The sequence below is a fragment of the Nonomuraea sp. NPDC050227 genome, from assembly GCF_044459705.1.
Classification (GTDB): domain Bacteria; phylum Actinomycetota; class Actinomycetes; order Streptosporangiales; family Streptosporangiaceae; genus Nonomuraea.
On sequence record NZ_JBITJF010000003.1, the window covers coordinates 151502 to 173796 of the forward strand.

The following is a 22295-nucleotide window of genomic DNA, read 5'->3' on the forward strand; positions in this document are numbered from 1 at the left end:
CCCGCGGGGGGGGGGGGGCCCCCCCCGGGGGGCCCCGCCGCCGGCCCCCGGGGGCCCGCCTGGGGGGGGCCCCCCGGGGGGGGGGCCGGCCCGGGGGCGGGGGGCGGCGCCCACGGCCCGGGTTCCGCCGCCGGTCAGGGCACCCAGTGGTTGCCGGTCACCGTGATCATGACCTGGAGCTGGATGCTGGCCGAGTAGTAGCTGCTCGCGTCGATCGGGGTGCCGAGCATCTTGTTCCAGAGCGCGTCGAGCCAGGACTGGCTGCCGGAGTCCGTCATCGCCGCCACCGCGAACGGGGCGAAGAAGGCGGCCTCGCTGCCGCTGGAGATCTGCGTGCCGTTGAGCTTGTAGCCGATGGCGATCTTGCCGGGGTCGCCGCCGGTCTTGCTCTTGATCCAGGAGTTGAGCTTCCTGGCCGAGGCGAGCGACTTGGCGTCGCCGCTGGTCACGGCGTCGTCGGCGATGCGCCACGGGGTGCGGCAGGCGTTCCACCAGTACTGGCCGTCGTTCGGGTCCTCCAGCACCTGGCCGGGGGCCGGCTTGGCGGTGGTGTTGGTGTTGACCACGAAGTCCGGCAGCAGGCCGGTGGCCGAGGCGTAGTTGTTCTGGAGAGTGGTGATCAGGTTCTGGTGGGCGGTCCTGATCGTGTCCCAGGCGCTGTTGCCGGTCGCCTTCCTGAAGGCCCTGAAGTGGTCGACCATCCAGTCGGAGGTGCGGGTGATGTAGTAGTACTGGTCGCCCGAGCTGCTCCAGTCGCCCAGCTTGAGCAGGTTCGTGGACGGGTTGATCTCGTCCTTCTTGATGGCGTTGATGTGCTTGATCGCCAGGTCGAGGTAGTTGTACGTGCCCGCGCTGCCCCACTGCCGGTGGGCCAGGAGCAGGCCGTAGGCGACGTCCATGTCGCCGTCGGTGGCGCCGTCGCTGCCGTCGACGCTCTTGCAGGCGGTGTCCTGCTCGGCGGCCAGCAGGTCGGGGTTGATGGACGACGGGTGGGCGAGCATCCACTTGACCATGCCGTCGAAGATCTTCTTGGCGTCGGGGTCGGCCCCGGCCATGGTCGCGACGATCACCATGCCGTAACCCTGGGCCTCGGCCACGTACGGGTGGTCGGCGTCCGGGGAGATGACCTCGTACCAGCCGTTACCGCAGTTCTGCCGGACGAAGGCGGCCTTCCACCGCTTGTAGTAGTCGACCACCCGCGCGTCCAGCGTGGCCTGGTCGCCGGAGGGACGCAGCATGCCCGCCGCGTACGGGATGGTGTGGCTGCCGAAGGGCACCGCGGGGCCGCCCCCGCTGCCGGGCTGGGTGGTCGCGGTGACGGCGCCGGTGGCCGCCGACTGGTTGCCCGCCGCGTCGCGCGCCTTGACCGTGTAGCTGTAGGCGGTGGCGGGGGTCAGGCCGGTGTCGGTGTACGTGGTGCCCGCCACGGTGGTCACCAGGGTCGAGCCCCGGTAGACCAGGTAGCCGGTGACGCCCACGTCGTCGGTGGCGGCGTCCCAGGCCAGGGAGACGCTGGTGGAGGTGGTGCCGGTCGCGCGCAGGTTGCCCGGGACCGAGGGCGGGGTGGTGTCGGTCCCGCCGCCGCCGCCGCTGCCGTAGACCTCCAGCTCGTAGAGCGAGTAGCCGTACGTCGTGCCGCGGGCGGTGCCGTACATGCGCACGTACCGGCCGCTGCCGCTGACCGCCAGGTCGTCGGTCGCGCCGTTGCCGGAGGTGGTGGAGTAGACGTCGGTCCAGGTGGCGCCGTCCGGCGAGGTCTGGATCTTGTACGACTTGCCGTAGGCCGCCTCCCAGCTCAGCTTCACCCTGGAGACGTTGTACGTGTCGCCGAGGTCGACCCTGATCCATTCGGGGTCGTGGCCCTCGACGCTGGCCCAGCGGGTGGAGGCGTTGCCGTCCACCGCCTTGGCCGCCTCGAAGCCGCTGCCCTCGACCGAGGAGGCGGTGACCGGTTTGCCGCCTGACAGCAGCGTGTCGGCGCTGGAACCGGCCGCGGCGTTGGCCGGCGGCGCCAGGGGCGCGGCCGCCATCAGGGCCGCGACCAGGGCCGTGACGAGCAGCGACGACCGCCGGGGTCGCCGCTCAGTACGTCTGATCATGCGTTGATCCTTCGGATAGGGGGTGCCATGGGGCCATCCGCAGGTGGACCGTGATCGGTGAACGGGCGTTAGGAAACTTTCCTAACGCTCATAGCGGACGGTAAACAAGAACACCCTCATCCGCAACCCTTCCCCTCAAACCAACCCCGCCGTTCACCTCCCCGACACGAACACACCACCAAAAACCCAGACAAACCCCACGCGTGGACGGACCCTGCCTCCAGGAGCCCCGGATGACGGTGGAGATGGGCCCCAGGGACGGGCGGCGATCTCGGAGTGGCCGAGCCTTCCCACCGGCCTCTCGGCGAGGCTCTGCCGGGTAAGCCCGCCTCCAGACATCGCCCCCCGCGGCTCCGATGCACGCCTGCGTCGGCCACACCCGAACGTCCGCCGCCCCAGCCGCACAAGAGACGGCAAGCGGGCCGCTACGGCTCCCGACCCGGCCGGACAAGGGGCGGCGGGCGGGCCGGTACGGCTCCGGACCCGGCCGGACAAGGGGCGGCGGGCGGGCCGGTACCGTTCGCGCGGCGGCCGTGGCCGGCGGGACGCGGCCGGCGCCGCCCGGACGGCGCATGCGTCCGGGCGGCGGGTGGCGTCAGAGACGTTCGAGGAGCTTGCGGAGCTGGGCCACCTCGGCCTGCTGCGTGCTCTCGATGGCCTTGGCCAGCTCCTTGGCCTGCGGGTTCACCCCGCTCGCCTGCTCGGTACGGGCCATCTCGATCGCTCCCTCGTGATGGGCGATCATCTGCTCGGCGAAGAGCCGGTCGAAGGCGGCCCCCTTGGCCCCGTCGAGCTTCTTCATGTCCTCGGCGGACATGATCCCGGGCATGTCATGCCCCATGCCCCCGGACGGGACGGGCTTGCCCCACTCGGTCAGCCAGCCCTTCATGGTCTGGATCTCCGGATCCTGGGCAGCCTTGATGTCGGCCGCGAGCTTCTTGATCTCGGGGTCCTTCGCCCGCTGCGGGGCGAGCTCGGCCATCTCGACCGCCTGCTGGTGGTGCGGGATCATCATCTGGGCGAACATGACGTCCGCGTCGTTGAACGACTGCTGCGACGGCTGCGCACCGGCGCTCTCGGTGGCGCTCGCGGTCGTGGCCTCGGGCGCGGCAGTGGAGGCGGTGTCGTTCGCGCCGCACGCGGCGAGCAGGACGAGCGCGCCTGCGGCGGCGGCGAGGCCGATCTTACGGTTGACGGACATGCTGATGTGCTCTCTCGTTCGCTGGAACTGCGGGTAGGCCGATGCGCGTGGATCGCCGTCGAGGGCGTCCGGGCGAAGGGCCGGCCTATATGCGCAGGATCGAGAGACGAGCCAGCCGCAGGGACGTCGGTCGCGGCGGCGGCCGTGCGACGGGCCGGAAGGCCGGGCCAGGACCGGCGCCGCCGACGGCCCGCCGCCGCACCCCGACCCACAGGGCCAGCAGCACCACGACGAGCAGCGAGGTCAGGACGGCCAGGCACACCCCGGCCGGATCGAGACCCGGCATCTCATGGCCGGGCGCGAGCCCCGCCAGTGCGGCGACGGGGGCGACGGGGAGCTCGTGAGCGACCGCCAGGCCGTGCCGGGCGTTCGCCATGTCGTGCCGGGCGTTCACATGGCCGAGCGTGTGCATCCCGCACACGCCGAGGGCGAGGACGACGAGCAGGAGTGCACGCGCACCCCGCCGCAGGATCCCCACCGGCCCTCCCCCGTCGCTCCGGCTCTTACGAACGTGCAGGATACGGGAGCCGCCCACCTCCAGCAACCTGAACCCGGTACGGGTACCGGAGACCTGGGCGGACCGGGACCGCCGTTCCCCGAGTGCCGGCGGCCGGGAGCTTCAGCGTGTCAGAAGAACTGGCCGAGGCGGAACGGACGTACCACGAGCGGGACCTCGGACCGGCTGATGACCTTGACCTTCCTGAAGCCGGTCAGCCAGTCGGCCGTCACCTTGACGCATTTCAGGCGCACCTCGTGCTCCCCCGGCGGCGCGTACCGGGAGATGACGACGCCCTTCTTGCCGAACCCCATCCCGCCCAGCCCGATCCCCACCTCGCGGAACATCCGCCACGACCCCTTGACAGGGAACGCCGTGGACCCGACGACGGCGTGGTTGGCCTGGCTGGGGCAGTGGATGAGCAGCCGGATGGCGTCGTTCTGGTGCGGCGCCGCCGGCGAGACGCGGAAGGACGTGAGCTTCTGCCAGGACGTGTCCCCGTCCGGCCCGGTGGCCGCCGCGGCGCTGGCGGCGGGTCCCGCGGCGACGACCGCGACGGCGACCGCTGCCGCCCAAGTGATCGACCGCATCGTTCCCCTCACACTGAGTGACCAGATGCTTCCCATTCTGGCCACTTCGCCCCAGCGAGGAAGGACGCCACGCCGCGCAGGCCGACGACGTGATCCCGATGGCGTACAAAGGAGGCGTGAACCGGCCGGAGGCACGCCTGATCGCCACGTTCGTCGTGATGGGGCTCGCGTTGAGCGGGACGTTCACCGCCCTGCTGCTGGAGGGGGCCGGAGACCGCGCCGCCCCTCCCTCGACGCCGCCGCTCCCGGCGACGGCGACGGCGACGGCGACGGCGACGGCCGGGCCCTCCCCCACCTACCTCGGCTCCATGCCCGCGCTGTCGGGCATGGAGCTGGACGCGGCGAACGGGCGGCTCGTCGCGCTGGGGGTCACCGCGCGGGTACAGTGGGTCAACCCCGACGGCGCTCCCGAGACGGGCGAATGGGTGGTGATCGCCCAGGCCCCGTTCCCCGGCGCACTGCTCACGATCACCATGCCCGTGTTCCTGATCGTCGAGCCGCGCGGGTGAGGCCCGGCGCCCGCGCCCCCCGAACCGACGGCCCGGGGGGCGGGGCGCGGTCAGGAGCCCTGGTGCAGGCGGGCGATGCCGCGTTCGATGGCCTCGATGATCCGCGGACGCAGCTCGGCGGCGCTGATGATCGCGTCGACAGAGCCCACCTCGACCGCGCGCTGGATGTTGTGCACCCGGTCGAACTCCGCGGCCACCTCGCCCAGCTTCTCCGCCCGTACGGCGGGCTGGACCTCGGCCAGGCGGGCGTTGAGCGCGGCCCGCTCGGCGCCGCTGGCCGCCGCGACCTGCCGCTGCAGCTCGCTCACGCGCGGGTCGGTCGCGGTGCGGTTGTTGACCTCGCCGGAGAAGACCACCGCCGCGGCCGGAGCGCCGCCGAGCACCGAGGCGAACGAGCCCTCCAGCGCCAGCACGGTCATGTTCGGGTTGAGCGCCTTGGAGAACACCACGAACGCGCCGCCGTGGTAGCGGGAGATGACGCAGAACACGATCGGCCCGTCGAAGTTGACGATCGCCCGGCCGATCTCCGCGCCGTACTCCAGCTGGAGCTTGCGCATCGACTCGGGCGAGCCGTCGAAGCCGGACAGGTTCGCCAGCACGACCAGCGGCCGGTTGCCGGAGGCCGCGTTGATCGCCCGCGCGGTCTTCTTCGACGAGCGCGGGAACAACGTGCCGGCCGTGTACGAGTCGGGCCCGTCCGCGGGCGGGAAGCCGCGCCGCGGCACCGGCCGTGACTCGATGCCGATCAGGCAGACCGGCCGGCCGCCGATGTGCACGTCCTGGACGGCCGAGGTGTCGGCGTCGGCCATGCCCGCCCAGCGTTCCAGCACCGGGTGGTCCTGGTCGGACAGGGCGCGCATCACGGTGCGGATGTCGAACGGCTTCTTGCGGTCGGGGTTGTGCTCGGCGGAGAAGATCTGGCCGACGGTGGTGAAGTCGCTGCCCGCCACGGCGTGCGGGTAGTCGCGGACGTCCCGGTCGGCCGGGTCGGCGGTCGGGGCCCGCCGGGGGCCGTTCTCGCCGGGCACGACGTAGGTGTGGTCGTAGTGGGCCATCAGCACGTCGCGGGCGGCCGGCAGGTTGGGCGCCCAGTACTGGGCCTGGCCGTTGGGCCCCATGACGCGGTCGTAGCCGCCGATGCCGAAGTTGTCCTCGGCCGACACGCCGCCGGAGAAGTCGAGGGACTGCTTGCCGGTGAGCACCATCGCCGAGTCGGGGGTCATCACCAGGATGCCCTTGGTGTGCATGAGCATCGTCGCCTCGGCGTTCCAGTACGGCTGCGCCCCCACGGTGATCCCCGCGACCACGATGTTGATCTCGCCGCCGGCCTGGGTGAAGGTGACGATGCGCTTGAGCGCCGCCGCCACCCAGTCCATGTTCTCGGTGCCCGAGGTCATCGAGATCCGGGCGCCGGCCGACAGCGCGAACCACTCCAGGGGCACGCGCATGCGCTCGGCCAGGTCGAGCGCGGCGATCACCCGCGAGCACTCCGGCTCCGACAGCGCGCCCAGCGCCTTGGTCGGGTCGCCGAGCAGCACCACCCGGGTGACGCCTTCGGGGTGGCGGGCGGTCGGCGTGGTGACCACGCCGGCCACGATCGCCGCGGAGTTGTTGCCCTTGGGCCGGTCGACCGGGACGAGCACGCCGTCGGCGTCGAGGTCGTGCTCGACGAAGCGGCCCTGCGGGCCGGCGAGCAGGCCGGTCAGCTCGTAGGGGTAGGCGTTGCCGCGCCGGGCGGCGCGCAGCACCTTCTGGCGGTAGTCGTCGAGCGGCTGGACCGGCTCGTCGGACGGCTTGCCGACGTGCAGGCTGGCGCCGTGGCCGGGGCCGAGGGTGATGCGCACGGCGACCTCGCTCAGCTCGCCCGAGGGGGTGCGCTGGCGGGCCACGAACTGGACCTCCTCCAGCCCGGCGCCCGCCGTGGTCGGCAGGATGCGCTGGACCAGCATGTTGAGCTCGTCGGTGGTCAGCTCGGTCGAGGGCCAGACGTACATCATGATGCGGTTGGTGTCGAAGCGCTTGTTCTGGGGGCGCTGGGCCTGGATGTTGCGGATCGCGTCGAGGCCGGCGTTGAGTGCGTCCTCGACGGCGGGCAGCGCGACCAGGCGGCCGTCTGCCTCGCGCAGCGGCGTCAGGTCGCGGACCTGGCCCATGGCGATGAGCCGCTCGTCGGCCGGGTTGCTCTTGGCGACGGCCTTGAACAGGTAGAGCTCCTCGTCGACCGAGGGCAGCCGGGTGAGGTCGAACTCCTGGAGCCGGTGCAGTTGCAGGCGCTGGGCGATCTGCGGGTGCAGGCCGCGGATCAGGCGGTCCTCGGCGAAGCCCGCGCCGTCGGGGCGGAAGGTGAAGTGGTGGTGCATGACCGCGCCGCTGGTGCCCACGACGGTGGTGGTGATCCGCCGTACGCCCGCGATCTGCGGGCGCTCGGCCAGGACCTGCCCGAGCCGTACGGCCATCTCCTCGGCGTCGGGCTGGTCGTCCCAGGTGAGGTAGAGGTCGGCGACGAGCCCGCGCCCGCCCACCCCCTCGGCCAGCGCGCCGACGGCGTCGATGGCGGCGGGCAGGGCGGCGATGTCGACGGCGGTGGTGACCAGGCGGGTCACGCCGCGCGGGCCGGTGTGCTCGGCGGTGACGAACCGGCAGCCCGCGCTGTCGCGGGTGGTGACCTGCGCCAGCCCACGGTTGCCGTAGTAGCGGCGGGTCAGGACCTCCAGCAGGGGCGCGAGGTCGCGTTCTGGCCGGCCGATGCGCTGGCCGAGCAGCCGGACGAGCGGCTCGGAGCTGGCCACCATGGCCTGGATGCGCTCGGCGCGGTCGGGCGCGTCGGGGTCGCGGTCGAGGTGGCGCAGCTCGTCGCGGACGGCGGCGTAGACCTTGGCGCGGTTGCGGCGCAGCAGCGGCTGGGCGAACCAGCGGAACACGACGCCGCGGGCCAGGTCGGCGACCACGGGGAAGCGCACCTGCGTGGCCTCGACCAGGTGCTCCAGGGCGAGCCCGGCCCGCTCGCCGAGCGACTCGCGCGGCGGCGCGCCGGCCAGCCAGGTGCGCAGCAGCTCCGACACGACGGCGACGCCGGCGGTCATCCGCTGCTGGGCCAGGAAGATCCGGAAGACCGCGGCCTCCAGCTCCGGGGTGCGGTCGAGCTCCTCGACGCCGTAGTGCCTGAGCATGCGCCGCAGCTTGGCCTGGAACGCCTCCGGCAGGCCGGCGCGCTCGACGTCGAGGCTCTGCAGGTAGCTGTGGAAGTACTCGCGCGGGCTGTGCACCGGGCTGCCCGGCTCGACGTCGAGCTCGCCACCCGGCTTGTTGCGGCTCAGCTCGGACAGGTCGGCGAAGACGGTGAGCAGGTCGAGCTCGCCCTCGATCACGCGGTCGTCGAGCTCGGCCCGCGCGGCCAGGTAGCCCGACAACATGCGGGTGCGCTCGTGGCGGTCGGCGTCGAAGCCGAGCAGCAGCTCGCGCAGGTCCTGGACGCCGCGCTCGGCCTGTTCGGCGGCGGAGGCCCGCGGCGGGGCGGCGGGCAGGTCGATCTCGGCGGCGCCCGTCGTGGCGGCGGCCTGCTCGGCCTCGGCGCCGGCGAGGGGTTCCAGGCGCATCAGCGGCGCGCCGGCCTCGACCTGGCTGCCGACCGAGACGCCGCACTCGCGGACGCGGGCGCGGAACGGCGCGCGCAGCACCGTCTCCATCTTCATGCTCTCCAGCACCAGGATCGGCGCGCCCGCCTCGACCTCGTCGCCGGCCGACAGGGGCGTCGCCACCACCAGCGCGGGCGCGGGCGAGCGGACGACGCCGCCCTCGTCGCGGCTGATGCGGTGGGTGACGCCGTCGACCTCGACCAGGTGGATCGGGCCGTGGGTGGCCGACATCAGGCGGAAGCGGCGGCCGTTGACGGTGATGCGGCCGGCGTGCTCGTCGAAGCGGTCGATCTCGACGTCGAGCGGGTGGGAGCGGTCGCCGTCGGAGATGCCGACGCGGAAGCGCCGCTGCCCGGCCCTGGCCACCGTGAGCCGGTAGCCGGCGCCGCGGAGCTTGAGGGTCAGCGGGCGGCCGGTCTCGTGCTGCACCTGCGGGCGCCCGCCGTGGGCGGTGGCCAGCAGCCGGTTGCGGCTGACCTCCTCCTCGTCCTGGTACGCCTCGATCGCGGCGGCGGCCAGGGCGACCGCGGAGTGGCGGTGGCTGACCAGGCGGCCCTCGGCGCGTACGCGGTCGATCCAGCCGGTGTCGGCGACGGCGTCGATCACCTCGGGCTGGTCGAGCAGGTCGAGCACGAAGCTCTTGTTGGTGGCGCCGCCCTCGATGATCACGGTGGTGGCGGCCATCGCGCGGCGCAGGCGGGCCAGGGCCTGCTCGCGGTCGCGGCCGTAGGCGATGATCTTGGCGATCATCGAGTCGAAGTCGGCGGGGATGGTGTCGCCCTCGCTGACGCCGGTGTCGACGCGGATGCCGGGCCCGGCGGGCAGCACCAGGCGGGCGATGCGGCCCGGCGCGGGGGCGAAGTCGCGGTCGGGGTCCTCGGCGTTGAGCCGGGCCTCCACGGCGTGGCCGCTCTCGGCCGGCCGGGGGCCGTCCAGGCGACCGCCGGCGGCGACGTGCAGCTGCAGCCGGACCAGGTCGGTGCCGGTGGTCAGCTCGGTGATCGGGTGCTCGACCTGGAGCCGGGTGTTGACCTCCAGGAAGGCGAACATCTTGTCGCCCGGGTGGTAGAGGAACTCGACGGTGCAGGCGCCGCGGTAGCCGACGGCCACGGCGAGCCGCGCGGCCGACGCCTTCAGGTCGTCGGCCTGGTCGCCGGTCAGGACCGGGGAGGCGGACTCCTCGATGATCTTCTGGTTGCGCCGCTGCACCGAGCAGTCGCGCACGCCCAGTGCCCACGCGGTGCCCTGGCCGTCGGCGATGACCTGCACCTCGACGTGGCGGGCGCCGGTGACCAGGCGCTCCAGGAAGACCACGCCCGAGCCGAACGCGCGCTCGGCCTCCTGGCTGGTGCGCTCGTAGGCGTCGGCCAGCTCGTCGGCCGAGGCGACCATGCGGATGCCGCGCCCGCCGCCGCCCGCGGTCGCCTTGAGCATCAGGGGGTAGCCGATCTCGTCGCCGGCGCGCAGGGCGTCGGCGAGCGTGGCCACCTCGCCGCGGCTCCACGGCGCGACGGGGACGCCGACCTCCTCGGCGATGAGCTTGGCGCCGATCTTGTCGCCGAGCCGGCGCATCGCCTCCGCGCTCGGCCCGACGAAGGTGACGCCGATCTTCTCGCACAGCTCGGCGAAGGCCGGGTCCTCGGCTACGAAGCCCCAGCCGACCCACGCGGCGTCGGCCCCGGTCTCGATCAGCGCCCGCTCCAGCACGGCGTGGTCGAGGTACGGGCGCGCGGAGGCGGGCCCCAGCGGGTAGGCGACGTCCGCCTCGCGGACGAAGGTCGCGTCGCGGTCGGCGTCGGTGTAGAGCGCGATCGTCTCGATCCGCTTGCCGGTCTCCGCCGAAAGATCCCGGACGGCGTGGATGAGCCGCATCGCGGCCTCTCCGCGGTTGACGATGGCGACACGATTGAACACCGGTTGAGCCTCCCACGTACCCCGTACAAGTAGGCGAAGTCCGGGGTGGTCCCGGAGCCTCGCCTGTCACTGTCTCTACCGTGCTCGATCACCGCCGCGTGCACCAATGTCCGCATAGTGCACGCCGGGGCTCCTGCTTTGTGCAGATCCCACAAAAACAGGCCCCGCCACAGGGTTCGGGCGCCGGTTCCCGTGGCAGCCTGCCACAAGCCGTCACGGTACCGACGACTGTACCGGCGACCCGGGTCACGCCTGCGCAGCCCTCGCCCGCCGAACCGCTTGCCCAGGACGGAACGTCCATGAATGTGGCAGAGTGCGGGCAACTACAAGATCGAAAGGTGCGTGCCTTGGCCGTCCCCCTCGCCGCCTCTCTCGCCGCCCTGACGCTGGCCTCCTCGCTCACCTCGCCGTCCGCCGCCCAGCCCGCCGCCCAGCCCGCCGCCCAGCCCGCCGCCCAGGCTGCCGCACTGCCCGTCTGCCCCCAGATCTTCGGGCACGGCGGCTACCCGACCGGCCCCAACGCCTGGGAACGGGACCAGGTGCGCCAGCCCAACAACCCCACCGCCGTGCAGCGTTACAAGGGCTGGGGCGCCTCCGGCGTCGAGGCCGACCTCCAGCTCACCAAGGACGGCACCAAGGCCGTCATGTGGCACAACACCTCGACCTGGGGCCTGTCGGGCACGAAGAAGAACATCACCGAGATCTGGTGGGCGGCGGGCGACACCGCGCTCAAGGGCCGGACCATCGTGCGCGGCCTGTTCAAGGGCGAGACCGTCCACACCTTCCGCGAGTGGCTGGCCGCGATGAGGTCGGCCGGCATGATCGGGCTGGTCGAGATCAAGCCCGAGGCCCGCCAGTCGCTGCTCAGCTCGAACGCCACCGTCAAGGCGCAGGCGTGGAACGAGGTGCTCGGGCCGGTCAAGGAGAACCACCAGGCGCAGGAGATCATCCTGTACTCCCACGACAGCGCGATCGCCGCCGAGCTCAGGAGCCGCGTGACCGCCGCGGGCCTGAGCCAGGTGCTGACCGGCGGCCCGATCTGGCCGGAGGTGACCAAGTGGGAGGAGCCGCCGCCCTCCTGGACCCTGAACGAGAACGCGTGGAAGTCGGCGCTGGCGAGCGGAGCCAAGCGGGTGGCCACCGACTACACGCCGGAGTTCAGCGCGTGGCTGAAGGGCAAGTGCCAGTGACCGCGTCCTGAGGACGCGGGCGAGGTTCGGCCGGGCGGCGGGGCGCCCCCGAGGGACGCGTCCGCCGCCCACGCCGCCCTGGGCGCTCCATGGCGCCGGTCAGGCCGTGCAGCCGGTCAGTCCGTGGCGCTGGCCAGGTCGTGGTGCCGGGTCAGGCCGTGCTGCCGGTCAGTCCGTGGTGAGGGCGTCGAGCAGGTCGCCCACCTTGGCGTCGGGCACCGACTTGGCGACTTCGGCGAGCGCGACGATCCCGACGAGCCGGTGCCCGTCGATGACCGGCAGGCGCCGCACGCGGTGGCCGGCCATGGTGCGCAGGATCTCGCGGGCGTCGTCGTCGGCGCCGATGGTGACGGCCTCGCCCTGGGCCAGCTCGCCCGCCCGGCACTGAGCCGGGTCCTTGCCTGCGGCCAGCACCTTCACCACGATGTCGCGGTCGGTGAGCATGCCCTTCAGCCGGTCGTCGGAGCCGCAGACGGGCAGCGACCCGACGTCCATGCGGGCCATCTTCTCGGCGGCCACCAGCACGGACTCCTCGGCGCTCACGCACTCCGCGTGCGGGGTCATGATCTCTCGTGCGGTCGGCACGATGTTCCTCCTCGTCTCGGGGTCCCGCCCGACTGCCCGCCGCCCGGCGGCCGAAACCGGTCGCTAGCGCGGCTGGGCGTCCGGGCCGGGGGCGGGGAGCGGGAGGCGCAGGGCGAAGCATGGGCCGTCCGGGGTGTCCTCGATCTCCAGGTCGCCCTGGTGGGCGCGGGCGATGGCGCGGGAGATGGCCAGGCCGAGCCCGCTGCCCCCGGGGTCGCGCCGGCGTCCCTCCGACAGGCGGACGAAGGGCTCGAACACTCGCTCGCGGTCGTCGGGCGCGACGCCCGCGCCGTCGTCGCGGACCGTGACCACCGCCTGGCCGTCTCTGCGCTCCACCCGGACCTCGACCACCGTGCGGGTGTGCCGCTGGGCGTTGACCAGCAGGTTCGTCAGCACCTCGCCGAGCTGGACGCGGTTGCCGAGCACCTGGAGGTCCTCCTCGACGTGCACGCGGATCAGCAGGCCCGCCCTCCGGCTCGCGACCTCCTCGCGGACCAGGTCGCCGAGCCGCACCGGCTCCCGGTCGTGCGGGGAGGCCGTGCGGACGCGGGCCAGCAGCAACATCTCCTCGATGATCGCCTGGAACCGGTCGGCGGTGGACAGGGCGTCGCTCAGGGCGGCGCGGGGGTCAACGTCGGGGTAGGTCAGCGCCTCCTCCAGCCGGGCGCGCAGGCCGGTCAGCGGCGTGCGCAGCTCGTGGGAGACCATGGAGGAGAAGTTGCGCTGCTGCTCGACCGCCTCCTCCAGGCGGGCCAGCGTCCTGTTGGCGGTGCGCGCGAGCTCGGCGACCGCGTCGCCACCGGGCGGCTCGGGCACCCGCTTGCTCAGGTCGGTGACGGTGATCTCGGCCATCCTGGCCCGCATCGCCTCGACCGGCCGCAGCGTGCGCCCGATGAGGAACGCGGCGATCCAGGTCAGCAACGCGCTGACGGCCAGGCCACTGGCGACGATGATCAGCTCCAGGCGGTGGGTGGACAGCAGCGGCGGCTCCACCCGGGCGGCGTAGACGACGTGGGACGCGCCGTGCCACAGCAGCCGCTCCTCCTGCGGCGAGGGCCGGGTGGCGGTGAACATCAGGCACTCGTCCCCCCGGCAGGCCACGCCGTGCCGGATGCGCTCGTCGGAGGGCGGCCAGAGCGTGCTGACGGGCGGCCTGCCCCGGGCGGCGCGGTTGGCCGCGACCACCTGCCCGCGGGCGTCCACGAGCTGGATGAGGTCGACGTACGAGGTGGTGATCGGGGGCGGGAAGGTGGTGCCCATCGAGCCGATCCACTCGGTGGTGGCCCGCTGGGTGTCGGCGAAGACGTCCTGCCGCATCCTGTCGCGGATCAGCAGGTCGAGGGCGACGCCGATCGCCGCGCAGACGATGAGCGACAACACGGCGGTCGCCAGGATGAGACGCGCCTGGACCGAGAGCCGAAGCGGCCGCAGGGCCCCCACCCCCTCACCGGTCTCGCCGGGACTCCTGCCGCCCACATGCTCTCAACCCGGCTCTCATGGCACGCCCAAGGAGCGGCAATGGCCTCGTCGGCGGCGATACGCAGTTCAGCAATTGCTCCCACAATGGCCAGGGATATACGCGAATAACCGATTTACCGCGACTTATACCGACCGTCAGGGCCGTCAATACAAATGCCCGGTTTGTTTCATGGCGGTGGCCGCGACTCCTGCTGTACGATCGCCATTCGTGGCAGCGGGGCTTTCCGGTGGCGCCGAATGGGTCGGGGGTTCGGGCGATTCGGGCCCGCGTCCGGCCGTGCGCGCGCCGCGATTCTCCCCTTGCCCGGCCAGGAATCGCGCCGGCCAGTCTGGAGAAAGCATCGTGAAGATCGCACACGCCGCCGCCGCGCTGGCCCTCGTCGCCGGCCTCGCGGCCTGCGGCGGCGGCGCGGCCCCCACCCCCACCAGCGGCTCCGGCAGTTCCGGCGGGCTGGAGAAGACGCAGCTCCTCGTCGGCGTGGTGCCGGTGCCGTCGGCGGCGCCGCTGTTCATCGCCGAGAAACGCGGTTTCTTCAAGGCCGAGGGCCTGACGGTCAAGACCGAGATCATCCAGGCCCCTCAGGCGGTCATGCCGAAAATACTCAACGGCAGCATGGACGCGTTCCTGACCTCCTACGTCTCGCTGCTGTCCATCAACGATTCCGGCGCGGCCAAGCTCAAACTGTTCCAGCACAGCCAGGAGTCGGCCCCCGGAATCGCGGGCGTCGTCGTGCCCAAGGGGTCGCCGGTCAAGTCCGCCACCGACCTCAAGGGCAGGACGGTCGCGGTCAACGTGCTGAAGGCGCTCGGCCAGACGGTCACCAACGCCCACCTCCAGCAGGCCGGGCTCGCCCCCGACGCCGTCAAGTACGTGGCGATGCCGTTCAACGAGCAGCTCGGCGCGCTGGCCTCGGGCAAGGTCGACGCCGCCTGGCTGGTCGAGCCGTTCCTGACCGCCGCCAAGAAGGCGGGCGGCACCGAGGTGATCGACACCATGTCGGGCCCGACCGCGGGCATCCCGATCGACGGCTGGGGCGTGTCCGAGTCCTGGCTGGCCGCCAACCCCCGCACCGCCGCCGCCTTCCACCGCGCCCTGGCCAAGGCCCAGGCCGTCGCCGCCGCCGACCGCAAGGCGATCGACGAGGTCATCCCGACGTACACGCAGATCGACGCGGCGAGCGCGGCGGCCATGAAGCTCGGCGTCTTCTCGATGGAGCCGCCCCGGCAGGGCTTCCAGAAGCTGGCCGACCTGCTCGTCGGCTACGGCTACCTGAAGAGCAGGCCCGACGTCGGCACGCAGATCGCGACCGGCCTGGAATGATCACTCGGGGCGGGCGGCTGGTCCTCGGGGCGGCGGGGGTCGCCGGGGCGCTGGTCCTGACCGAGGCCGCGGGCCGGGCCGGGCTGATCGACCCCGGGGTGCTGCCGTACGCCTCCGACGTCCTGGCCGCCGCGGCCGGGCTGGCGGCCGACGGCGCCTTCCACGCGCAGGTGCTGGCCACGCTCGGCGCCTGCGCGGCCGGCCTGCTGATCGCGATCGCGGTGGCGGTGCCGGCCGGGCTGCTGCTCGGCACGGTGCCGGTGGTGGAACGCTCGGCGCGGCCGCTGGTGGAGTTCCTGCGGCCGATCCCGTCGGTGTCGCTGATCCCGCTGGCCATGTTCCTGTTCCCCGACAGCGCCGATGCCAAGACCTCGCTGATCGTCTACACCTGCTGCTGGCCGCTGCTCGTCAACACCATGTACGGCCTGTCCGACGTCGACCCGCAGGCCAAGGAGACGCTGCGCAGCTTCGGCTTCGGCCCGCTGGCGGTCGTGCTGCGGGTCTCGCTGCCGAGCGCCGCGCCGTTCGTCGCCACCGGCGTGCGCATCTCCGTCGGGGTCACCCTCATCGTCGCCGTCAGCGTGGAGCTCATCGCGGGCGGCGACGGCATCGGCACGTTCCTGCTCCAGGCCGGCAGCGCCAACCACGTCGACCGGGTGCTGGCCGGCACGCTGTGGGCGGGCCTGCTCGGGCTGGCGGCCAACCTGCTGGTCACCACGGCCGAGCGGCGGCTGTTCCGCTGGCACCACGCCCGCGCGCAGGTCGCGGCGTGACCCGGCCGGGGCCGGGCGGGGCCGCGACGACCGTCTGGCGGTGGGCGCGCCGCCACTGGCTGCTGCCCGTGGTGGCGGCGTTGTGGGAGCTGGTCGCCCGGCGGGCGGCGGCCGTCTACTTCCCGCCGCCCAGCACGATCCTGGCGCGGCTGCGCGAGATGTGGTTCTCCGGCTCGCCGGGCCGGCTGTTCCTGACCGACGAGGCGGTCGCCGACCTGCTGCCCAGCCTCGGGCGGCTGGTGGCGGGCTGGGCGCTGGCCGCGCTGGCGGGGGTGGCGCTGGGCCTGGCTCTGGGCCGCCTGGAGTGGCTGGCGGCGCTGGCCGAGCCGCTGCTGCACCTCGGCCGCTCGGTGCCGCCCGCGGCGCTGCTGCCGGTGTTCCTGCTGCTGTTCAAGATCGGCACCCCGATGCAGCTCGCCTCGATCGTGTACGGGGTCGTGTGGCCCGTGCTGATCAACTCCATGGACGGCGGCCGCCACGTCGACCGCGGCTACCTCGACACCGGCCGGGTCTTCCGCCTGTCGGCGGCCACCCGCCTGTTCCACGTCGTCCTGCCCGCGGCCGCGCCGAAGATCCTGGCCGGGCTGCGGCTCAGCGTGTCGCTGGCGCTGATCATGATGGTGATCTCCGAGCTGTACGGCAGCAGCGAGGGCATCGGCCACCGTCTGCTGGAGGCGCAGAGCCAGTTCGACATCCCGGCCATGTGGGCCGGGATCGTGCTGCTGGGCGTGCTCGGCGTGGGGCTCAACTCGATCTTCCTGGCGGCCGAGCGGGGGCTGCTGCGCCGCTACGCCCGCGCCTGACGCTCAGCCCCCGCCGTGCAGGCGTTCGATGATCTCGCGCTGCCGGGCGACGTGGAAGCCGCGGTCCGGGGCGGCCTCCAGGTCGGCGGGCCGTTCGACGTCGTGCGCGGCGTACTCGCGCGCCCACAGCCCGGTCTTGACCCGGCTGGGCAGGTTCGCCATGCCGGGCCGGCGGCGGGCGCGGCGCAGCGCGGCCAGGTCCAGCTCGGCGGCGGCGACCAGCGTCTCCCCCGGCCCGGCCTGGGCCAGCGCGCGGCCCTCGTGGTCGATCACCTCCGAGCCGCCGTTGACGGAGTCGCCCGGGATCGCGATGCCGGACAGCCCGGCGGTGTTGGCCGAGACGACGAAGGCCAGGTTCTCCAGAGCGCGGGCGCGGCGGGCGACGGCCTTGGGCGTCAGGGCGGGCGAGTACGCCTCGGAGGTCGGGTTGCAGAACACCTCCGCGCCGCGCAGCGCCAGCGCCCTGGCCAGCTCGGGCACCAGGATCTCCTCCGAGGCGAGCGCGGCCAGGTTGCCGATCTCGGTGCGCGCGACCGGCAGCACGCCGTCGAGGCCGTACCGGTCGAGGTAGCGTTCCCACACGTCGTACGGCGTGGGCGTGAACAGCGAGTGCAGCCGCCGGTAGCGCAGCACCGCCTCCCCCGCCGGGGAGAGGATCACGCACGCCTGGAAGTACAGGCCGGGGAAGTGCTCGTCGCGCTCGTAGGCGTTGACGCACAGGAACACGTCCTCGTCGGCGGCGATCGCGGCCAGCGCCCGGTACTCGGGCCCGTCCACGTCGAGGGCGGCCTTCTCGCGCCACTCGGCCGGGCCCTGCCCGGCGGGGAAGCCGGTCAGGACGTACTCCGGCAGCACCACCAGCCGCAGGGCGGGGCCGAGCCACGCCTTGCTGCCGCCGACGCGCTCCGCCACGCGCCCGACGGCGGCGGCCAGGTCGGCGCGGTCGGTGACGGCCCTCGCCGCTACCTGGAGCGCCAGGGCGGTGTAGGCGGTCATGTCAGGCGGTCCGGTGCTCGTCGATCAGCGTGCGCCGGACGCACGCGCCGTTCCTGATCCACTGCCAGGTGCGGCTGCGGGAGTCGCCGTCCGGGCTCAGCACGATCAGCTCGAACAGCCGCAGGTCGTCGCCTTCGGCCTTGAAGCGCCAGGTCAGGTAGATGGTGCTGTCGTCGAGCTCCCAGAACTGGCCGGTCAGCCGGTCGGTGTCGAACGCGCACCGGCCGCCGCCCAGGTACGTGCCGGGGAACTCGTGCACCTCGGTGCGGCCGTCGTCCCAGCGGTAGCGGTTGGTCTGGTGGTAGCCGGTGTCGTCGACGATCGCGCAGGTCATCTCGACGTGGTGGCGGTCGATCACGGCGCCGTCCTTGTCGACGTGCACGTACTCGCCGGCCCACTCGCCCTCGTGGCGGGCCAGCAGCGGCATCTCGGCACGCAGTCCCATGCTCTATCCCTCCCTGGGGTGCCACCACGGGTCGGCGGCCCCGGACCGGTTGATCAGGTACGCCCTGCGGCGCAGGAACCGGCCGATCGAGGCGGCGCCCATGCGCGAGCCGCCGAGCCCCGACAGGCCGAAGGAGTTCTTCTCGCCCTCGTGGACGAGCGCGGTCAGCGCGGCGTCGTTGACGCTGACCGCGCCGGCGTTCAGCCGGGCCGCGACGGCCAGCGCCTCCTTCTCGGTGGCGGCGAACACGGCGGCCGACAGCCCGTACGCGCTGTCGTTGGCCAGCTCCACCGCCTCCTCCGCCCCGGACACGGCCATGACCGGCAGCACCGGCCCGAACGTCTCCTCCGTCATGACCAGCATGTCGTGCCGCACCCGCGACAGCACGGTGGGACGGCACCACAACCCGCCGCCGTGCCGCTCGATCGCGCCGCCCGTGTGGGTCAGCGCGCCCTTGGCGGCGGCGTCGGCCAGGTGGGCCGCGATGACGCCGGCCTGCGCGGGGTCGATGATCGGCCCGATGGGGCCGCCCTCGCAGGTCAGCCGGGTGCGCGCGGCCCGGTCGGCGAGCAGGCCGAGGAACGTGTCGTGCGCGCCGCGCTCGACGTAGACGCGTTCGACGGACTGGCAGGACTGCCCGGCGTTGGCCGTGCCGCCCCACAGGACGGCCTCGGCCGCCCGTTCCAGGTCGGCGCCCGCCAGCACGATCGCCGGATCCTTGCCACCCAGCTCCAGGTGGGCGGGGACGAACGCGCGCGCCGCGGCCTCGGCCACCCGGCGGCCGGTCGGCACGCTGCCGGTGAACACGACGGTGTCCACCAGGCCGACGAGCCGTTCGCCGGTCTCGGCGGCCCCCTCGACCAGCCGCAGCGGCAGCTCGGCGGGGACCAGCCGCATCAGCGGCTCGATGAAGCGCGGCGTCACCTCGCTCGGCTTGACCAGCACCGCGCAGCCGGCCGCCAGCGCGGGCACCGCGTCGATCAGGGCGAGCAGCAGCGGGAAGTTCCAGGGGCTGATCACCCCGGCCAGCTCGTACGGCACCGCGTCGCCGCCCACGGCGATCCCCGGCAGCGCGGCCGGCCGCTCGGGCGGGGGCGCGAGCAGGGCGGGGGCCTGGCGCGCCCAGCGTTCGGCGAGTCCGGCGGTGAGCTGCCGTTCCAGCCTGGACTCGGCCTCCCGGCCCGTGTCGGCCACCAGCGCGGCCAGCAGCTCGTCGTCGGCCGCCAGCGCCCGGCCGAACACGGCCAGCACCTCGCCCCGGTCGGCGGCCCGGTCGGGGGCCCGCCAGGCGGGGGCCATCGCGCGCAGCCCAGCCGCGATCTCCGCCAGCCGATCGGGGCCGACGGGCGCGAGCGGCCGCTCGGCGCGCCCGGTGAGCGGGTTCCTGACGACGTGCCCGGTCGAAGGCGTCACGAGGCCCATTCTGAACACGTTGACCGTCGCGGTGTCCAGCCGTACGCCACCCCGAATGATCTTCGATGCCGGGGAGCCGCCGCGGGTGCGCGCGGCCGGCTGCGAGGTGTGGATCGCCGCCGGCCGGGGCGGCGCGCTCTTCGGGCCGGTCAGCCCTGGAGCAGCGCCGCGATCGTGGCCAGCAGCGCGATCGGCCCCATGACGGCCACCGTCACCACGGTCGCGCTGCGGCCGGGCAGGAGGCGGGCCAGCACGCGCGCGGCCCTGCGCCGCGCGGGCCCCGCGCCGGGCAGCACGAACAGCCCCAGCGTGAACGCGCCGGCGGCCAGGGCCTCGGCGTGGCTGGTGCTCGATCCGGCCGCCTCCAGCAGGCCGGCCACGCCCAGGCCGCAGGCCAGCGACAGGAGCAGGTTGCCCATGGCCACGAGCGCGGCGCGGGCCGGCGTCGGCCGCTCCTCGGACAGGAAGTGGTCGGCGACGCGCAGCGCCAGCGAGAGCGCCACCGCCAGCAGGCCGCCGACGACCGGCGTGACGACGGTCGTGGCCGACAGCGTCACCAGCGCCAGCACGCCGACGAACGCGCTGCTGGTCACGAACCGCCGCAGGTCGAACGGCTCGGCGGGGGCGGCGGGCGCCGGGGCGGGCCGCGGGCGTTCCCACTGCCGGTCCGCGTGGACGGTGGGGGCGGGCGGCGCCGGCTGCTCGTGGTGGCCGCGCGGCGCGTACTCCACCGGCGGCAGCAGGGCGGAGACGGCGTCCATGGTGAGCGTGCTGGCGCCGGGCCGTTCGGGCGGGAGCGGACGGCCGCCGGGGTCGAGCGCCCCGGCCTGCCGCAGCAGCTCCCGGGCGACGGGCCGGGCCGCCGGATCGACGCGCAGCGCGCCGGCCAGCCAGCCGCGCAGCCACGCGGGCGCCTCGTCGAGCCGCGCCCGTCCCTCCATGGTGTTGAAGCAGACGGCCTCGAACGACCCGGTGCCGAACGGCGGCAGCCCCGTGGCGGCGAAGAACACCGTCGAGGCCAGCGCGTGCACGTCGGCCGCCGGGGTGACCTGCGAGGCCCGGATGATCTCCGGCGCCAGGTAGCCGGGCGTGCCGACGAACATGCCCGACTGCGTCAGCCGGGCCGCGTCGACCAGGTGGGCGATGCCGAAGTCGATGACCAGCGGCTCGCCTCCGACCAGCATGACGTTGGCCGGTTTGAGGTCGCGGTGGATCACGCCGGCCGCGTGGATGTCGACCAGCGCCTGGCACAGCCCCCGCGCGAGCCTGACGACCGCGTGGGCCTCCAGGGGGCCGTCGGTCAGGACGGCCTGCTCCAGCGTGCGCCCGTCGGCGAAGCGCGTCACGACGTAGGGCCGGTGGGCGTCGAACTCGGCGTCGACGACCTCGGCGACGTACCGGCTGCGCACCCGGCGCATGGTCTCCACCTCGCGCACCAGGCGGTCGCGCGCCTTGAGGTCGGCGGCGACGTGCGGATGCAGCACCTTGATCGCGACCTGGCGACCCGCGCCGTCGAGACCGAGGTGGGCGACCCCCATGCCGCCCTCGCCGATCTTCCTGATCACCCGGTAAGGGCCGAGATGCTCCTGCGTCTGAGCACTCATCCTCGACGTCATCCTCCGTGTTCCCCCGTTGTTCCCCCGCTGGCCGTGCACCGGCGCGCGGCGAGGAACATTCTCCCGCAGCGCACCCCCCGAGATGCACAGTAAGCGAAGATCGACCGAAGTGCGGCGATATGGAAGGCGGTAGGGAATCAGAGCCAGCCGCGGGCGGCCGCCTCCGCGCCCGCCTGGAAGCGGCTGGTCACGCCGAGGCTCTCCACCACGGCGGCGATCTTGCGGGTGGCCGTCCTGGGGCTGACGCCGAGGTGGCGGCCGATGGCCTCGTCCTTGAGCCCGGCGTTGAGCAGGCGCAGCACGAGCAGGTCCGCCTCCGCCGGGCGTTCCTGCGCCGCCTGCGGCAGCCCGGCCAGCGGCCGGCCGCGCTCCCAGTAGACGTCGAACAGCTCGACCAGGGCGTCCAGCAGCCGCGAGGGGTGCAGCAGGGCGATGTTGTCGTAGACGCCGTCCACCAGCGGGAACAGGCCGATCCTGCGGTCGGCGATGCGCAGCTTGAACGGCAGGTGCGCGACGAACCGGGAGCGCTCGCCCTCCTCGGCCAGCCGGATCAACGTCTCCAGGCGGCCGGGCCGGTCCAGGGACTCGGCGCAGTAGACCACCCGGATGTCCACGCCGCGCGCCAGCAGTTGCCGGGTGCCCTCCAGCTCCGACTCATTGGTGTCGTGGGAGTCGTCGGGGCGGCCCACGTACGGCGGACGGTCGAAGCCGAGCAGTTCCACGCCGACCGTCCGCTGCAACTCGGTGATCACCCGCTTGACGGCCTCCTCGCCGGCCAGCACCTCCACGACCCCGGCCGGCCCGGAGCCCATCCGGCCGGAGTGGTAGAGCTGGGCGAAGTCCGACACGACCGTCCGGACCGCCGCGAGCCGCGCCTCGGTCTCCAGGCGCCGGCGGTCCACCAGCCACTCGATCGCCGCCTCCGGCGGCACGGCCTCGTACCGGCCGGGTCCGGTGCGGCGCAGCAGCCCGGCGTCTGCCAGGCGGGCCAGCCCGGCGCGCACCCGGGCGGGACCGGTCTCCAGCGCGGCCGCGGCCTCGGCCGTGCGCAGGCCGGGTCCGCGCAGCAGCAGCCGGTAGAGCCGCTCGTCGAAGTCCGACAGGCCCACCGCGCCGAGCACAGAGCCGTCCGCCACAAAACACCTTCCGAAAATGTCGTTTTTGGTCACGTGGCCGAAAATGTCAGCACTATATCTCGACACTGATCTCCACTGGACGCTTGACTCCAAG

The 22295-nt window shown here is 73.4% G+C and carries 17 protein-coding genes; 5 read left to right on the top strand and 12 right to left on the bottom strand.

The window, feature by feature from the left end:
* Nucleotides 1–134: 134 nt before the first annotated feature.
* The 4 genes from ACIBK9_RS13160 to ACIBK9_RS13175 form a co-directional block, all read right to left on the bottom strand.
* Nucleotides 135–2099 carry a glycosyl hydrolase family 8 gene (locus ACIBK9_RS13160; protein WP_397157832.1) on the bottom strand — a complete coding sequence of 655 codons (1965 nt, stop codon included), beginning with the start codon at nt 2097–2099 and terminating at the stop codon, nt 135–137.
* 595 nt (nt 2100–2694) lie between these two features.
* On the bottom strand, nt 2695–3300 hold the full coding sequence (locus ACIBK9_RS13165; RefSeq protein ID WP_397157834.1) for a DUF305 domain-containing protein: 606 nt from the start codon (nt 3298–3300) through the stop codon (nt 2695–2697).
* Nucleotides 3301–3385: 85 nt separating this feature from the next.
* Complete coding sequence (locus ACIBK9_RS13170) at nt 3386–3778, bottom strand: hypothetical protein (protein WP_397157836.1); 393 nt, start codon at nt 3776–3778, stop codon at nt 3386–3388.
* A 149-nt stretch (nt 3779–3927) separates the two neighbouring features.
* A complete protein-coding gene (locus ACIBK9_RS13175; RefSeq protein ID WP_397157838.1) occupies nt 3928–4386 on the bottom strand; it encodes a hypothetical protein in 459 nt (152 codons plus the stop codon).
* Between the two features lie 116 nt (nt 4387–4502).
* On the opposite strand from ACIBK9_RS13175, the gene ACIBK9_RS13180 reads away from it, so the two are divergent.
* A complete protein-coding gene (locus ACIBK9_RS13180) occupies nt 4503–4895 on the top strand; it encodes a PASTA domain-containing protein (protein WP_397157840.1) in 393 nt (130 codons plus the stop codon).
* Nucleotides 4896–4945: 50 nt separating this feature from the next.
* Here the strand turns inward: ACIBK9_RS13180 and ACIBK9_RS13185 are convergent, their stop codons facing one another.
* Nucleotides 4946–10444: a carboxyl transferase domain-containing protein gene (locus ACIBK9_RS13185; RefSeq protein ID WP_397157842.1), complete on the bottom strand. Its 5499-nt coding sequence runs from the start codon at nt 10442–10444 to the stop codon at nt 4946–4948.
* Nucleotides 10445–10791: 347 nt separating this feature from the next.
* On the opposite strand from ACIBK9_RS13185, the gene ACIBK9_RS13190 reads away from it, so the two are divergent.
* Entirely contained in the window at nt 10792–11634 is an 843-nt protein-coding gene (locus ACIBK9_RS13190) for a glycerophosphodiester phosphodiesterase (RefSeq protein ID WP_397157844.1), read from the top strand.
* A gap of 168 nt (nt 11635–11802) precedes the next feature.
* On the opposite strand, the gene ACIBK9_RS13195 is transcribed toward ACIBK9_RS13190, so the two are convergent.
* Together ACIBK9_RS13195 and ACIBK9_RS13200 are read right to left on the bottom strand one after the other, a co-directional pair.
* Nucleotides 11803–12219 carry a CBS domain-containing protein gene (locus ACIBK9_RS13195; protein ID WP_397157846.1) on the bottom strand — a complete coding sequence of 139 codons (417 nt, stop codon included), beginning with the start codon at nt 12217–12219 and terminating at the stop codon, nt 11803–11805.
* A 63-nt stretch (nt 12220–12282) separates the two neighbouring features.
* The gene (locus ACIBK9_RS13200; protein ID WP_397157848.1) at nt 12283–13695 is read right to left on the bottom strand and encodes a sensor histidine kinase; all 1413 of its coding nucleotides are present in this window, start codon (nt 13693–13695) and stop codon (nt 12283–12285) included.
* 346 nt (nt 13696–14041) lie between these two features.
* Between ACIBK9_RS13200 and ACIBK9_RS13205 the strand changes: the two genes are divergently transcribed.
* From ACIBK9_RS13205 to ACIBK9_RS13215, 3 genes are read left to right on the top strand one after another with little or no spacing between them, the layout of a single operon-like run.
* A complete protein-coding gene (locus tag ACIBK9_RS13205) occupies nt 14042–15019 on the top strand; it encodes an ABC transporter substrate-binding protein (protein WP_397157850.1) in 978 nt (325 codons plus the stop codon).
* Nucleotides 15016–15792, top strand: coding sequence for an ABC transporter permease (locus ACIBK9_RS13210; RefSeq protein WP_352359971.1), 777 nt, complete (start codon nt 15016–15018; stop codon nt 15790–15792). The genes ACIBK9_RS13205 and ACIBK9_RS13210 overlap by 4 nt, the downstream gene beginning before the upstream one ends.
* Nucleotides 15789–16595, top strand: a complete 807-nt coding sequence (locus ACIBK9_RS13215; protein ID WP_397157852.1) for an ABC transporter permease — start codon at nt 15789–15791, stop codon at nt 16593–16595. Before ACIBK9_RS13210 ends, ACIBK9_RS13215 begins: the two co-directional genes overlap by 4 nt.
* Before the next feature lie 3 nt (nt 16596–16598).
* Here ACIBK9_RS13215 and ACIBK9_RS13220 read toward each other — a convergent pair whose 3' ends face one another.
* From ACIBK9_RS13220 to ACIBK9_RS13240, 5 genes are all read right to left on the bottom strand, one after another.
* A complete protein-coding gene (locus ACIBK9_RS13220) occupies nt 16599–17591 on the bottom strand; it encodes a nitrilase-related carbon-nitrogen hydrolase (RefSeq protein ID WP_397157854.1) in 993 nt (330 codons plus the stop codon).
* 1 nt (nt 17592) lies between these two features.
* Nucleotides 17593–18036 (bottom strand): hypothetical protein, encoded by a 444-nt coding sequence (locus ACIBK9_RS13225; RefSeq protein WP_397157856.1) that lies wholly within the window; start codon nt 18034–18036, stop codon nt 17593–17595.
* Between the two features lie 3 nt (nt 18037–18039).
* Complete coding sequence (locus ACIBK9_RS13230) at nt 18040–19449, bottom strand: aldehyde dehydrogenase family protein (RefSeq protein ID WP_397157858.1); 1410 nt, start codon at nt 19447–19449, stop codon at nt 18040–18042.
* Between the two features lie 149 nt (nt 19450–19598).
* Entirely contained in the window at nt 19599–21053 is a 1455-nt protein-coding gene (locus ACIBK9_RS13235) for a serine/threonine-protein kinase (RefSeq protein WP_397157860.1), read from the bottom strand.
* 149 nt (nt 21054–21202) lie between these two features.
* Nucleotides 21203–22201, bottom strand: a complete 999-nt coding sequence (locus ACIBK9_RS13240) for a hypothetical protein (RefSeq protein ID WP_358297721.1) — start codon at nt 22199–22201, stop codon at nt 21203–21205.
* Nucleotides 22202–22295 lie beyond the last annotated feature (94 nt).